Here is a 13110-nt window from a genome sequence, read left to right as displayed (position 1 = left end):
GACCCCTGGATGAAAGCCATTCTGACCGCCGCCCTGCTGACGGCGACCGCCCTGCCCGCCGCCGCCTTCGATCCGGCGAACATGACCGAGACCGAAAAGGCTGCCTTTGGCGAAGCAGTGCGCGACTATCTGATGGCCAATCCCGACGTGCTGATCGAGTCGATCAACGTGCTGGAAGAGCGCCGCCTTGCCGACGAGTCCAAGAACGACGAGTTGCTGGTGGAAAACAACAGCAAGGCGATCTTCGAGGATGGCCATAGCTGGATCGGCGGCAATCCCGAGGGCGACGTGACCCTTGTCGAGTTCATCGACTATCGCTGCGGCGTCTGCAAGCGGGTCAGCCCGGATGTGGAAAAACTGATTTCGGCTGATGGCAATATCCGCTGGATCCTGAAGGAGTTCCCGATCCTGACCCAGGAAAGCGACATGGCCGCACGTTTCGCCGTCGCAGTGCAGCAAGAGGCCGGGCCGGATGCCTATAAAAAGGCGCATGACGCGCTGATGGAATCGCGCGGACCGGTCAATCTGGAAAGCCTGGCCAAGCTTGCCGGCGATCTGGACCTGGACAGCCAAGCCGTTTTGAACCGCATGAACACCGAAGATGTCTCGGCCGTCTTGCGCAAGAACCACCAGCTTGCCGAGCAAATGCGTATCATGGGCACGCCCACATTCATCATCGATGGCGAGATGCTGCGCGGGATGCCGGCCGAAGGGCTGGAAAGCACCGTCGCCCGAGCGCGCGAGGCAAAGACCGAGGGCTGAGCAAAATATCCCACGCTGCGTTTGCTGCGCGGGAGCATGGGTATTTGGGCAACGAAGAAGTTGGGGGCGGCACAAACGGCCGCCCTTGCGCTTATTCGGCGGCGGCGGATTGCGTGGTCTCGATCTCGGCCGCGCGCTTCTCGACCAGTTCGACGATGTGATCGACCATCTGCGCATTCGTCATCTTATGGTTCTGCTTGCCGGCCAGATAGACCATGCCGGAACCCGCCCCACCGCCGGTGAAACCGATATCGGTCATCAGCGCCTCGCCCGGGCCATTCACCACGCAGCCGATGATCGACAGGCTCATCGGCGTCTTGATGTGCTCAAGGCGCTTTTCCAGAATCTCGACCGTCTTGATCACGTCGAAACCCTGCCGCGCGCAACTGGGGCAAGAAATGATCTGCACGCCGCGGGTGCGAAGGCCCAGCCCTTTCAGGATCTCGAAACCGACCTTGACCTCTTCCACCAGATCAGCCGAAAGGCTGACGCGGATCGTGTCGCCGATGCCCATCCATAAAAGGTTGCCAAGGCCGACGGCCGACTTCACGGTGCCTGACATCAAGCCGCCCGCTTCGGTGATGCCCAAGTGTATGGGGGCATCCGTGGCCTCGGCCAGTTGCTGATAGGCGGCGGCGGCAAGGAAAACGTCGCTGGCTTTCACGCTGATCTTGAACTCGTGAAAATCGTTATCTTGCAGGATACGGATGTGATCTAGGCCGGATTCCACCATCGCATCGGGGCACGGTTCGCCATATTTTTCCAGCAGGTGTTTTTCCAGACTGCCGGCATTTACACCGATGCGAATCGAGCAGCCGTGGTCCTTGGCCGCCTTGATCACTTCGCGGACGCGGGCGGCGTCGCCGATATTGCCGGGATTGATGCGCAGACATGCGGCGCCGGCCTCGGCCGCCTCAATGGCGCGTTTGTAGTGGAAATGGATATCGGCCACGATCGGCACCGGGCTTTCACGGCAGATCTCGCGCAGGGCCCGGGTCGAAGCCTCGTCCGGGGTCGATACCCGCACGATATCGGCACCGACATCCGCCGCGCGGAGTATCTGATCCAGCGTCGCCCGCACATCCGACGTATCCGTATTGGTCATGGTCTGCACGCTGATCGGCGCATCGCCCCCTACCGGGACATTGCCGACCATGATCTGGCGCGACTTGCGCCGGTCGATATTGCGCCAAGGGCGGATCGGATTATGCGACATGGCTGGGGCCTTTTCCTGCGCCAGAAGCGGATTCACCCGTGAGAGATAGGCTGATGCGACCGGGCGGGCAACCCATCCGATCCCCGCAGGCTAAGGGATGCCGCATCCGTGACCAGATACGGGTGGTGCGGATCATTCCTGTACGGGGGCCTGTTCCGACTGGCCGGCCGAGGCCAGCGCGACCATCTCGGCCAGCTGCGGATCCTTGGTCACATCGGCAAAGGCAAATTGCGCGGTCAGCGCGTTGGGCGACAGTTCGACGTTCTTGACCACCTTCGCCCCCGGAGCGGCCGGGCCATAAGTGCGGCCGTTTACCGCGAAATAGATCGCGCCGGAGTTTCCCGCCCGCAGCACCGGCGGCGCTTCGAGCTTGGGCAAGGCAAAGCGTTCGCCCGCATCCATGGTCTTTTCCAGAAGCACGGTGCCATCGGCCGAAGTGACCCGCACCCAAGCCGGGCGGGCCGCAAGGATCTCGACCTCAGGCGCATCGGGCGCAACCGTGCGCACCGCCACCTGTTCGGCCGGCATCAGCGGACCATAGATTTGATCCTGAGCGGCGGCGCTGCGTATCGCGAGCTCGGCACTTTCGGGCTGCATCGCCGGCGCATTAAGCCCCGGATCGATGGCGGCGATGGGTCCGTCGCGGGCCACCAATACCGGCACCTCAAGTGCCTGCGGACGATAGGTGCGGTCCAGCCCCTCGGGTCTTGGCAGGTTGACCTGCGCAGATTCGACTGTCTCGGGCTCGGCAGCCTCTTGCACCGGGTCGAGCGCGGCGATCATACCGGGAGCCTGATCGCCGGGGGTCAGATTGACCTTCTGCACCTCTTGCAGCACGGCCCAACCACCATAGCCCAAACCGCAGGCCAGAACGATCATCACCAGCAGCGAGCCGATGGCGCGTGGCTCGATGGAGTTCCAGAGGCTTTCCTGCTTGGGCAGGAAGATCGGATGCGGATTGGCAAGCGCCTCGGCCGGGTCCGAAGGCCGCCGCTGCGGTTTCGGTCCCGAAGCTGCGGGCGCCATGCCGTGCGTGGGCTGGAAGCCTGATTCCTGACAGAAACGCCGGAAGGTCCAGTCGGAATCCATACCGAGATAGCGCGCGTAAGAGCGCACATAGCCCGCGATGAAGCTGGGCGTGTCAAAGGCGGAAATGTCGCAGTTTTCGATAGCTGCAACATAGGAGGCACGAATACGCAACTCGCGCTGGACATCCAGAAGCGATTTGCCCAGCGTGGCTCGTTCGCCTCGCATCAGGTCACCGAGACGAATATCAGGATCGTCGAAACCGGGCGGCAATGCCGCCGATTCCTCATGGCCATGAGACGGGGGATTCCCCCTTAGCCCGATCATTGCGCCTGCCCCATTCTTTGCTGCTCATCCTCCCGAATCGGAAGACTCTCACAACTTGATTAAAGCAAGGTTATCACGGGCGCGAGAGGTCTTCACCCCGAAACCGCTTCAAGCAGCCGAAGTTGAACGGTTCAGTTTGCACTGTGACCAAAGGTTATCCATGGCCCTTACCAGACTGTCGATCTGCTTGGGATCATGCACTGGCGAGGGCGTAAAGCGCAACCGCTCGGTCCCACGCGGCACGGTGGGGAAGTTGATCGGCTGCACATAGATGCCGAAATCGGCCAAAAGCAGGTCCGACAACGCCTTGCAGTGCACCGGATTGCCGACATGCACCGGCACGATATGGCTGCCGTGGTCCATGATTGGCATGCCCAGGCCGCGCAACCGCATCTTGAGGATGCGGGCGTTCAACTGCTGCTGGTCGCGCAGCAACTGCCCTTCGGCGGATTTCAGGAAGGCGATCGAGGCCGCAGCGCCCGCCGCCACCGCAGGCGGCAGCGAAGTGGTAAAGATAAAGCCCGGCGCATAAGAGCGGATCGCATCGATCATCTTGGCAGAGGCCGCGATATAGCCGCCGAAGACGCCAAAAGCCTTGCCCAGCGTGCCGTTGAAGATGTCGATGCGCCCGGTCAGCCCGTCACGCTCGGCCACGCCGCCCCCGCGGGGGCCATACATGCCGACGGCGTGCACTTCGTCCAGATAGGTCAGGGCGTTGAATTCGTCTGCCAGATCGCAGATCGCGGAAATGGGGCCAAAGTCGCCATCCATCGAATAGATCGATTCAAAAGCGATCAGCTTCGGCGCCTCCGGATCGTCGGCTGCCAGCAATTCGCGCAGATGTTCGACGTCATTGTGACGGAAGATGCGCTTGGCGCCATCGAAACGCTTGATCCCTTCGATCATCGAGGCGTGGTTCAACTCGTCCGAATAGATAATCAGGCCGGGAAACAGCTTGCGCAGCGTCGAAAGCGTCGCGTCATTGGCAGTATAGGCGCTGGAAAAGACCAAGGCGGACTCTTTGCCGTGCAGATCGGAAAGCTCTGCCTCCAGCCGCTTATGATAGACTGTCGTGCCCGAAATATTGCGGGTCCCGCCCGAGCCGGCGCCCGTGGCGTCCAGTGCCTCGTGCATCGCGGCCAGCACGACGGGGTGCTGACCCATGCCCAGATAGTCGTTGCCACACCACACGGTAATCTCGGTCTCGGACCCGTCCGGCCGGGTCCAGACCGCCTGCGGATAGGCACCTTTACGGCGTTCGATGTCGATAAAGGTGCGATAGCGCCCTTCTTCGTGCAACTTGCCGATAGCCTGATCGAGGGCGGCCGAATAGTCCATCACAGATCCCTTGCCTTGCTTGAACTTGCTCGCTTGGAGGATCATGCTGCGATCCCGCGGGTCATACCTTGATACGTATCAAGTCAGAGAAAATACAGCGTAAAAATGTCGCACCACGACCAAGATGGCAGGCATTTTCCCTGAGAAAATCAATCAGGAAAGGCAAAGAATGACGGATAATTCCAGAATCGGCGAAGTACTTTCAACCTTGGACAAAGAGCTGCCCCAAGCGCTCGACCGGCTGATGGAATTTCTTCGCATTCCGTCCGTCTCGACCGATCCGGCCTATCGGGGCGAGGTGCGGCGCGCGGCGGATTGGCTGTGCGCGGAACTCATCGGGCTGGGGTTCGAGGCTTCGGTGCGAGACACGCCCGGACACCCGATGGTCGTCGCCCATTCGCAAAGGGGCGACCGCCGCCCGCTGCTGTTTTACGGCCATTATGACGTGCAGCCGGTCGATCCGCTGGAACTGTGGCAGAACCCGCCCTTTGAGCCGCTGATCGAGGATACACCGCAAGGCAAGGTGATCCGGGCGCGCGGCGCCTCGGACGACAAAGGCCAGCTCATGACTTTTGTCGAGGCCTTCCGGGCGTGGAAGACCGTGCATGGCAGGCTGCCCTCGGACCTCGTGCTGCTGTTCGAAGGCGAAGAGGAATCCGGCTCGCCCAGCCTAAGGCCCTTTCTGCGCGAAAACGCCGAGGAATTGCGCGCCGGCATGGCGATGATCTGCGACACCGGGCTTTACGCGGATGGCCGCCCCGCCATCACCACGCAGTTGCGCGGCCTTTACGGCGAAGAGATCGTGATCCGCGCAGCCGACCGCGACCTGCATTCGGGCAGTTTCGGCGGGCTGGCGGCAAATCCGATCCAGGTGCTGGTCAACGTCCTCTCGACTGTCAAGGACAGCAGCGGCCATATTACCCTGCCCGGCTTTTACGACGGCGTCGAGGAACTGTCCGACGCGTTGCGCGCGGATTGGGCGGCGCTGGGTTTTGACGCCAGCGAATTCCTGTCGCGCGTCGGGCTGAAGCAGCCCATCGGCGAACAGAGTCGCACGGGATTGGAAATGGTGTGGAACCGCCCGACCTTTGAAATCAACGGTATCACTGGCGGCTATACGGGCGAAGGCTTCAAGACCGTCCTGCCAGCCGAGGCCCGCGCCAAGGTCAGCTTCCGCCTGACCGGCACGCAGGACCCCAAGCGGATTCGCGACACCTTCCGCGCGCATGTCCGCGCCGCCGTGCCGCAGGATTGCACGGTCGAGTTTCACGGGCACGGCGCGAGCCCGGCCAGCCGCATGGACATCTCGGACCCGGCGTTTGCAGCGGCCAAGACGGCGCTGAGCGACGAATGGGACCGTGAGGCGGCATATATCGGCGCCGGCGGATCGATCCCCATTGCCGGCGATTTCAAAGAGATCCTCGGCATGGACTCCATGCTGATCGGCTTTGGCCGCGACGATGATCGCATCCATTCGCCGAATGAGAAATACGACCTGCAAAGCTTTGCCAAAGGGGCCCGCAGTTGGGCGCGGATTCTGGCAGCCTTGGGCTGAATGTCGCAGGGGTCGTCAGCCGGCAGACCCCTGCAATACCCGGATCAGGAGGACATCCGCGCAGTCGGCTATAAAGGTCTTATCCGGCAGCGGACCTTCATGTCCTCACAGCATGGACATGAAAAAGGGGCGCCCCAAAGGCACCCCTATCATCTTGAACGCGGGACGTTCAGGCCGCGCGGGCCGTCAGCACGGTTTCGACCTTTTTCTGGGCGCCGGCCTCGTCCATGCCGCTGACAGCGGCGACTTCGCGGGTCAGGCGCTCCAACGCGGCCTCATAGAGCTGACGTTCGGAATAGGATTGCTCGCGCTGGTCGTCATTGCGGTGCAGGTCGCGCACCACTTCGGCAATCGACATCAGATCGCCCGAGTTGATCTTTTGCTCATATTCTTGGGCGCGGCGCGACCACATCGCACGCTTGACGCGGGCCTTGCCTTTCAGCGTGTCCAAGGCACGCTCCACCAGATCGGGGGTCGAAAGACCGCGCATACCGATCTCGGTCGCGCGTGCGGTCGGCACACGCAAAGTCATCTTGTCTTTTTCGAACGAGATCACGAACATTTCAAGGCGCAGCCCCGCCACCTCTTGCTCTTCGATCGAAACGATGCGACCCACGCCATGGGTCGGATAGACGACAAAGTCATCGGGGCGGAATTCGGTCTTCTTGGCTTTCGACATTGGGCTTCCTTCGCAGCTGCGCCGACGCGCGGCACAAAAACCCCCAAGGCGGGACGATCCCACCTTACGGGCCAACATTCTTGTTCTTGCACTTCTGACCGGGCAGGCGGTCAGGACAGGCAGCAACGCCGGCCAGGCCACCAAAGCAGCCAGACCGGCGCGATATGGCTGCACCATAGCATAAAAATCCCCTCGGTTCAAAGGTTCGCTGCACAGCGGCACCGGTCCGAAAGAGATCAAAAAATCCCTTTTAAATCAAAACCTAAACCCAAATGTCCCTGCGGACCCCACGGTTGAGAGGGTGCGAATCAGTCCCACCTGTCACAGGTGTAAGCCAGCGATTCCCGGTTTTCCAACCGCAAATCGCCGTTTGGTTCACGATCAGCTACCAAACCAAGGTCCGGCGGCCAGTATTAATCCCCCTCGCCCGGCGCTTCCGAAAAGTATTTCTCCAGCTTGCCGGGAGTGCCATCCATCTCCTCATAGCCGGGCATCGGATCTTTCTTGCGGGTGATCACCGGCCAGGAGTCGGCATATTTCCGGTTGAACTCGACCCATTTGTCCATGTCGGGCTCGGTGTCGGGACGAATCGCGTCTGCCGGGCATTCCGGTTCGCAAACGCCGCAGTCGATGCATTCATCGGGATGGATGACCAGCGTATTCTCGCCTTCATAGAAACAGTCCACGGGGCAAACCTCGACGCAGTCGGTGTATTTGCACATGATGCAGTTTTCGGTGACGACATAAGTCATGGCGAGATATTCCTGTTTCCTGATCGGCTAGTTACGCCCGACGCTGCCATCAATCAAGGCCGCCGCAGGCGAAAAGACGGGGATATGGCCAGCGAATGGCGGGATGGAATGGCGTTCTATCGCAGAGACGCGGCGCGGAACCCGGTTCCTGACCCCAAGCCGCTACAGCTCTTCATAAAGCGTGGCGGCTTCGCTGGCGGGGCCGCGGCGCTCTCCCAACACAAGGACTCGCATCACACGCACCCGGCCATGGGCGGAGACGGTGATGGTATCGCCGCTCCGAACCACCTGCGCCGGTTTGCTACAAGGCTGCCCGTTTACCCTGATGCCCCCGGCGCCGATCGCGTCGGCGGCCAGGGTGCGGGTCTTGAACAGCCGCGCGTGATGCAGCCAACGGTCGAGCCTGATCGCCCCGGCCCCTTCCGCGCTCACGACTTGTTTTTGAGCGCGGCGAGAATGGCGAAGGGGCTGTCGGGATCGGCCTGTTTCTCGGCTCGGGGCGGACGCGCCTCGAAGCTTTTGGGTCCGTCATGGCGCGGCTTGCCTTTGGGTTTGCCCTTGGGTCCACGTTCACCGCGTTGGTCGTCGCGACGCTTGCCCTCGAAGGGTTTGCCCTCGCGCCGGTTTTCTTGCCCCGGCTCGCGGTCGCGGCGCGGCCCGCGTTCACCCTCGGCACGGCCCTGTTGACCCTGCCCTTGCCCCTGTCCCGGCCGCTCGCCCCGCTCGGGACGGCGGTTGCCGCCGCGCGGACGCGGCGCCCAGGTGAAGGTATAGAACACCTCGGTTTCAGGCGCAGGCGCTTCGACAGGCTCGTCGGCACCAGGCTCGGCTGTGGCCCCGGCTTCCGCCTCGGCGGCTTTGCGGGCGGCCTGCTCGGCCTCCCACTTGGCACGGGTCTCGGCGGCAAGCACGCTTTCCTCTTCGGTCAGCGGATGCTCGTGATCTATGGCCTCGGGCTCGGGTGCGACGACGACGGGCGCAGGCTCGGCACGGGCCTTGACCCGCTCACCCTGCTCGGCGCGATAGCCCAGCCCCTGCATCAGACCTGAGAATTGCTCCAGCGTCATGCCGGTGATGGACAACATGTCCGGCGTCGCCTCGAACCCGCCGCGGCTGTCCTGGTTGCGCAGCATGTCGGCAAGACGTTCCAGCATATCGATGCGGATCGCCCGTTCGCCCGCCGGGTGATAGCCCGAAAGCGTATAATATCCCTTGGGCACGTCGGGCAGGTTGGGGATGGTCACTAGGCCGGGCGGCGGGCTTTCGGGGAATTCCGACAACCCTTGATCCAGCCCCCACAGCACCAGCCGCAGCCGCGTCGGCGCCGGCTTCAGCAGCGCCGGCTGGAAGATGGTGAACTGGCCAAAGCGCACGCCATGCTTGCGCAAAAGCCCGCGCGCGTCCTGATCCAGCTCCTTGACCTCATTGGCCACGCCTTCGCGCGGCAGCACGCCCAGCGACTCGACCAGACGAAAGGCAAAGCCGCGCGCAATGCCGGCCAGCGTCTCATCGTTCTTAAGCGCCAGCAGCGGCTCGAACAGGGTCGCGATCCTGCGGTCGATGAAATGCTGCAACCGACGGCGCACCTTTTCGGTGATCTCGGGGCCAGCTTCTTCATCGACGAAAGGCTCGACACCCGGACGCAGCCCCTCGCTACCCTTGACCAGCTTGCCTACCGCGGAACTGCCCCACATCAGGCCGCCCTGTTCGGTGAAGTCCAGCTCGGTATCCGGCGCGTTATAGAACCTGTCGGCGCGCAGATGGAATTCGGGACGCAACGCCTCATAGGCGGCGCGTTGCAACATACGCGCTTCGTCCCCGGTTGCGCTCGGATCGGCGTGGAAGCGGAAGCCCTCCAGACGGCCGGCGAATTCGCCCTCGACCGTCACTTCGCCCTTGTCATTCACCTCGGCCAAAAGGCTCTCCTTCTGTTTGAGCCGGCGCAGCAGCACGGAAGTGCGCCGGTCCACGAATCTTTGCGTCAAAGCCGCGTGCAACGCGTCCGACAAGCGATCTTCTACCGCGCGCGTCTCGGCACGCCAATGACTTTCGTCTGATACCCAACCCGAACGCTGGGCAACATAGGTCCATGTCCGGATATATGCCAATCGTTTCGACAATGTATCGATATCGCCCTGCACGCGGTCGATACGGCGGATCTGACCTTCCAACCAGTCGCCGGGCACGCCGCCATCGCGCAGGAAGCCGAAGATTCGCGCCAGAAGCGACGCATGTTCGGCCGGAGAGATCGAGCGGAAATCCGGAATCCGGCACACATCCCACAACAGCCGCACATCGCGCGGGTGCGTCACCCTGTCGCGGACCTCCGGCATGGAGGACAGCGCCTTGAGCGCACGGATGTCGTCCGCCTCGCGCCCCCGGGCCAGCCATTCCGATTGCGGCGGGGTTTCCAGACTTAGCAGCAGCCGCTCGATTGTGCCGAATTCCAGCGTGGAGTTGCGCCACATCAGCCGCTGGATCGGCGCAAAGCGGTGGTTCTCGATGGCCTCGATCAGCCCTTCTTCCAGAGGCCCGGCATCACCGGTGACGCCGAAAGTGCCCGGTTCGGTATGGCGCCCCGCCCTGCCGGCGATCTGGCCCAGTTCATGGGGGAATAACGGACGATAACGGCGACCGTCGAATTTCTCGGTCGCCGAAAAGGCGATATGACGGATGTCGAGGTTCAGCCCCATGCCGATGGCATCGGTGGCGACCAGATAATCCACCTCGCCATTTTGATACATCGCCACCTGCGCATTGCGGGTGCGCGGGCTCAGCGCGCCCATCACCACGGCGCAGCCGCCCTTTTGCCGCCGGATCAGTTCGGCGGTTGCGTAGACCTCTTCAACGGAAAAGCAGACGATGGCCGAGCGCGGCGGCATGCGGCTGATCTTTTTGGACCCCGCCCATGACAGCGCGGAAAACCGGTCGCGCCGCATGAACTGCGCCTGCGGCACCAGCGCGGCGATGGCCGGGCGCATGGTATCGGCCCCCAAAAGCAGCGTTTCATGCAGCCCGCGCATGTTCAGCAGCCGGTCGGTAAAGACATGGCCGCGGTCGGGATCGGCGCAAAGCTGGATCTCGTCTATGGCGACGAAATCGGCGCCGACCTCGGGCATGGCCTCGGTGGTGGCGACCCAGTATTGCACCCGCTCGGGCACGATCCGCTCTTCGCCCGTAATCAGCGCCACGACCGAGGGCCCGCGCGCCTTGACGATCCGGTCATAGACTTCGCGCGCCAAAAGCCGCAGCGGCAGGCCGATGACCCCGGTGCGATGCGCCAGCATGCGTTCGATGGCGTAATGCGTCTTGCCAGTATTTGTCGGGCCAAGGATGGCCGTGACCCGCGATCTGTCCTGCATGTCAGGCGTCCATACCCTGCAATTTCCGTTCAAGCCGCTGAACGGCATCCTGCGCGTCCTGCTGATTCGGGTGGATCGTCAGGCTTTGGCGAAAGGCTTTCAACGCGTTCCGGTCGTCGCCCAGCTCCTCGAGGATCGTGCCCAATTGGGTAAGCGCACCAAAATGACGGGGCTCCAGCCGCAGCACCTCGCCCAGATCGGCGATGGCCGGGCCGAAATCGCCGTCCAGATAAAATGCGACCGAACGCAGATACCAGCCCGCCGCGAAATCCGGTGCATGATCGGTCAGCGCCGTCAGGTGGCCGATGGCGGCGACGGTATCGCCCGCATCCAGCGCCGTCTCGCCCCGCTTGTACAGCAGGTCCATCGCCGCCGAGCCCGAGCGCGACCAGATACGCAGGATATCGCTTTCGGCCCGGGCCCAGGTTTCACCGCCGGGCTGGGCCAGTTCGGCAAACAGCAGATCCAGATCCTCGCGCGCCTGCACTTGCGCCTGGGTGGTCGGCTCGGACGGGGCGGCAGGCTCTGCCAAAGGGCTGTCGGTCAACAGATCGCTATCATTTTCAGGAGAATTTTCTTGCGGCTCCTCGTCCTGGACAGGTATCGCATGGAACGAAGGCGCCTTTGCCGGGGGCACGGCAGGCCAAGCATGGACAGCACCGACACCTGCCAGCCCCAGGAAAAGCGCTGCCGCAACGGCATGATGGAAATGTGGGACTGGCAAAAGCATATTCACCATGTAACTTTCCCCATCGTCTAATTCCAGACACGACAACAGGAGATCGAGAATGAGCAAAGTGGTCGAGGCCGCCGTGGCCGCACTGGACGAAAAGGCCAAGGGCTTCGACGGCACCGCCAAATTCGTCATCGAGGGCGAAGGTGCGGTCTATATCGACGCCGACGGCGCACGTGCCGCCGATGACGAAGCCGAGGTGACGCTGACCGCCAGCCGCGAAACCTTCGAGGGCCTGATGAGCGGCGACGTGAACCCCACCACCGCCTTCATGACCGGCAAGCTGCGGGTCGACGGCTCGATGGGCGCGGCGATGAAGCTTGGGGCGCTGCTGTCCTAGGCGATGAAGCCCGCGCCCTTCAACACGCTGCCCGGCGATCCGCTGCCGCTTGCCCGCGCCTTCTGGCTGCGGGCCGAGGATGGCGTGCGGCTGCGGGCGGCACATTGGGCGGCGGGCGGGGCCTCGGGAACGGTTCTGCTGTTCCCGGGCCGCACCGAATACCTTGAGAAATACGCCGAAGTCGCTGCAGACCTGAACGCCGCCGGGCTTGATGTGCTGACGCTGGACTGGCGCGGTCAAGGCATGTCGGACCGGTTGCAGCCCAACCCTCGGCCCGGCCATATCGGTGATTTCGCCGATTACCAGCGCGATGTCGTCGAACTGGTGGTAACGGCACAGGAACTGGACCTGCCGCGTCCCTGGCATCTGCTGGCGCATTCCATGGGCGGCACCATCGGTCTTGCCGCGTTGGAGGCCGGGTTGCCGGTGCAAAGCGTTGTGTTCTCGGCACCGATGTGGGGCATCAATCTGCGCCGCGTGCCCGAGGTCCTGGCGATGGCCATTGCCCGCCTTGGCCGCAAACTGGGCCGTGGCGGACATCCCGCACCCGGATCAGGCGGCGAGGAAAACTTTGTCCTGATGGACCCGTTCCACGACAACCTACTGACCGGGGACGGTCGCCGCTGGGGCCGGCTGGTGGCCGAGACGGCAAGCTGGCCCGATATTTCAGTCGGCGGCGTCAGCAACGACTGGCTGATTGCCGCCTTGCAGGAATGCCACCGCCTTACCACCCTGCCTGCCCCCACCCTGCCAACACTGATCGCGCTGGGGGACAAGGAACGCGTCGTCTCGCCCCGGGCCATCCGCGCACGGGTGGCCACCTGGCCCGGCGCCACGCTGCTGGAGCTGCCCGATTGCCGCCACGAGCCGATGATTGAGCGCGATGCCGTCCGCAGCCGCTTTCTGGAGGCCAGCATCGCGCATTTCGAGAGCGCTGCGCCGGCCTTATCCGGTTAATTGCGCAAGTCCGGCCGTGTCGGATACCTTGCAGCGCGGCAGTTCAGAGGTCACATGTTGGCC

General features: G+C 63.0%; 12 protein-coding genes and 1 pseudogene. 4 read left to right on the top strand and 9 right to left on the bottom strand.

What is annotated here, in order from left to right; translation table 11 throughout:
* Window positions 1-9 precede the first annotated feature (9 nt).
* The gene (locus JWJ88_RS04320) at window positions 10-762 is read left to right on the top strand and encodes a DsbA family protein (protein WP_205294876.1); all 753 of its coding nucleotides are present in this window, start codon (window positions 10-12) and stop codon (window positions 760-762) included.
* 91 nt (window positions 763-853) lie between these two features.
* Here the strand turns inward: JWJ88_RS04320 and ispG are convergent, their stop codons facing one another.
* From ispG to hemA, 3 genes are all read right to left on the bottom strand, one after another.
* Window positions 854-1978 (bottom strand): flavodoxin-dependent (E)-4-hydroxy-3-methylbut-2-enyl-diphosphate synthase, encoded by a 1125-nt coding sequence (gene ispG, locus JWJ88_RS04315; protein ID WP_205294875.1) that lies wholly within the window; start codon window positions 1976-1978, stop codon window positions 854-856.
* Window positions 1979-2110: 132 nt separating this feature from the next.
* Window positions 2111-3331: a helix-turn-helix domain-containing protein gene (locus JWJ88_RS04310; RefSeq protein ID WP_205294874.1), complete on the bottom strand. Its 1221-nt coding sequence runs from the start codon at window positions 3329-3331 to the stop codon at window positions 2111-2113.
* 108 nt (window positions 3332-3439) lie between these two features.
* Window positions 3440-4669, bottom strand: a complete 1230-nt coding sequence (gene hemA, locus JWJ88_RS04305; protein ID WP_205294873.1) for a 5-aminolevulinate synthase — start codon at window positions 4667-4669, stop codon at window positions 3440-3442.
* A 169-nt stretch (window positions 4670-4838) separates the two neighbouring features.
* Here hemA and JWJ88_RS04300 point away from each other — a divergent pair, with 169 nt between their 5' ends.
* The gene (locus JWJ88_RS04300) at window positions 4839-6224 is read left to right on the top strand and encodes a dipeptidase (protein ID WP_205294872.1); all 1386 of its coding nucleotides are present in this window, start codon (window positions 4839-4841) and stop codon (window positions 6222-6224) included.
* Between the two features lie 169 nt (window positions 6225-6393).
* Here JWJ88_RS04300 and JWJ88_RS04295 read toward each other — a convergent pair whose 3' ends face one another.
* The 6 genes and pseudogenes from JWJ88_RS04295 to JWJ88_RS04275 all read right to left on the bottom strand — a co-directional run bounded on the left by JWJ88_RS04295 (window position 6394) and on the right by JWJ88_RS04275 (window position 11564).
* Window positions 6394-6903, bottom strand: coding sequence for a CarD family transcriptional regulator (locus tag JWJ88_RS04295; protein ID WP_205294871.1), 510 nt, complete (start codon window positions 6901-6903; stop codon window positions 6394-6396).
* A 385-nt stretch (window positions 6904-7288) separates the two neighbouring features.
* Window positions 7289-7375 (bottom strand): hypothetical protein, encoded by an 87-nt coding sequence (locus tag JWJ88_RS22105; RefSeq protein ID WP_353142433.1) that lies wholly within the window; start codon window positions 7373-7375, stop codon window positions 7289-7291.
* A 22-nt stretch (window positions 7376-7397) separates the two neighbouring features.
* Window positions 7398-7625, bottom strand: a pseudogene (locus tag JWJ88_RS04290) (4Fe-4S binding protein); the annotation flags it as partial.
* Window positions 7626-7817: 192 nt separating this feature from the next.
* Window positions 7818-8087, bottom strand: coding sequence for an RNA-binding S4 domain-containing protein (locus JWJ88_RS04285; RefSeq protein ID WP_205294869.1), 270 nt, complete (start codon window positions 8085-8087; stop codon window positions 7818-7820).
* On the bottom strand, window positions 8084-11017 hold the full coding sequence (locus tag JWJ88_RS04280) for a helicase-related protein (protein WP_205294868.1): 2934 nt from the start codon (window positions 11015-11017) through the stop codon (window positions 8084-8086). The genes JWJ88_RS04285 and JWJ88_RS04280 overlap by 4 nt, the downstream gene beginning before the upstream one ends.
* A gap of 1 nt (window position 11018) precedes the next feature.
* Window positions 11019-11564, bottom strand: a complete 546-nt coding sequence (locus JWJ88_RS04275) for a tetratricopeptide repeat protein (protein WP_240200195.1) — start codon at window positions 11562-11564, stop codon at window positions 11019-11021.
* Between the two features lie 241 nt (window positions 11565-11805).
* On the opposite strand from JWJ88_RS04275, the gene JWJ88_RS04270 reads away from it, so the two are divergent.
* Together JWJ88_RS04270 and JWJ88_RS04265 are read left to right on the top strand one after the other, a co-directional pair.
* Window positions 11806-12090 (top strand): SCP2 sterol-binding domain-containing protein, encoded by a 285-nt coding sequence (locus tag JWJ88_RS04270; RefSeq protein ID WP_205294866.1) that lies wholly within the window; start codon window positions 11806-11808, stop codon window positions 12088-12090.
* A 3-nt stretch (window positions 12091-12093) separates the two neighbouring features.
* Window positions 12094-13047, top strand: a complete 954-nt coding sequence (locus JWJ88_RS04265; protein WP_205294865.1) for an alpha/beta fold hydrolase — start codon at window positions 12094-12096, stop codon at window positions 13045-13047.
* The last annotated feature ends 63 nt before the right edge of the window (window positions 13048-13110 follow it).

The organism is Paracoccus methylovorus (assembly GCF_016919705.1).
In the GTDB taxonomy this organism is placed as follows: domain Bacteria; phylum Pseudomonadota; class Alphaproteobacteria; order Rhodobacterales; family Rhodobacteraceae; genus Paracoccus; species Paracoccus methylovorus.
The sequence above is the reverse complement of the archived record's forward strand: the minus strand, read 5'-3'. Positions and strand labels throughout refer to the sequence as shown.

Excerpts from the sequence above, each read along its gene's own strand:
- JWJ88_RS04320 (WP_205294876.1), top strand. The coding sequence starts at position 10 with ATGAAAGCCATTCTGACCGCCGCCCTGCTGACGGCGACCGCCCTGCCC.
- ispG (WP_205294875.1), bottom strand. The coding sequence starts at position 1,978 with ATGTCGCATAATCCGATCCGCCCTTGGCGCAATATCGACCGGCGCAAG.
- JWJ88_RS04310 (WP_205294874.1), bottom strand. The coding sequence starts at position 3,331 with ATGATCGGGCTAAGGGGGAATCCCCCGTCTCATGGCCATGAGGAATCG.
- hemA (WP_205294873.1), bottom strand. The coding sequence starts at position 4,669 with ATGGACTATTCGGCCGCCCTCGATCAGGCTATCGGCAAGTTGCACGAA.
- JWJ88_RS04300 (WP_205294872.1), top strand. The coding sequence starts at position 4,839 with ATGACGGATAATTCCAGAATCGGCGAAGTACTTTCAACCTTGGACAAA.
- JWJ88_RS04295 (WP_205294871.1), bottom strand. The coding sequence starts at position 6,903 with ATGTCGAAAGCCAAGAAGACCGAATTCCGCCCCGATGACTTTGTCGTC.
- JWJ88_RS22105 (WP_353142433.1), bottom strand. The coding sequence starts at position 7,375 with ATGGCACTCCCGGCAAGCTGGAGAAATACTTTTCGGAAGCGCCGGGCG.
- JWJ88_RS04280 (WP_205294868.1), bottom strand. The coding sequence starts at position 11,017 with ATGCAGGACAGATCGCGGGTCACGGCCATCCTTGGCCCGACAAATACT.
- JWJ88_RS04270 (WP_205294866.1), top strand. The coding sequence starts at position 11,806 with ATGAGCAAAGTGGTCGAGGCCGCCGTGGCCGCACTGGACGAAAAGGCC.
- JWJ88_RS04265 (WP_205294865.1), top strand. The coding sequence starts at position 12,094 with ATGAAGCCCGCGCCCTTCAACACGCTGCCCGGCGATCCGCTGCCGCTT.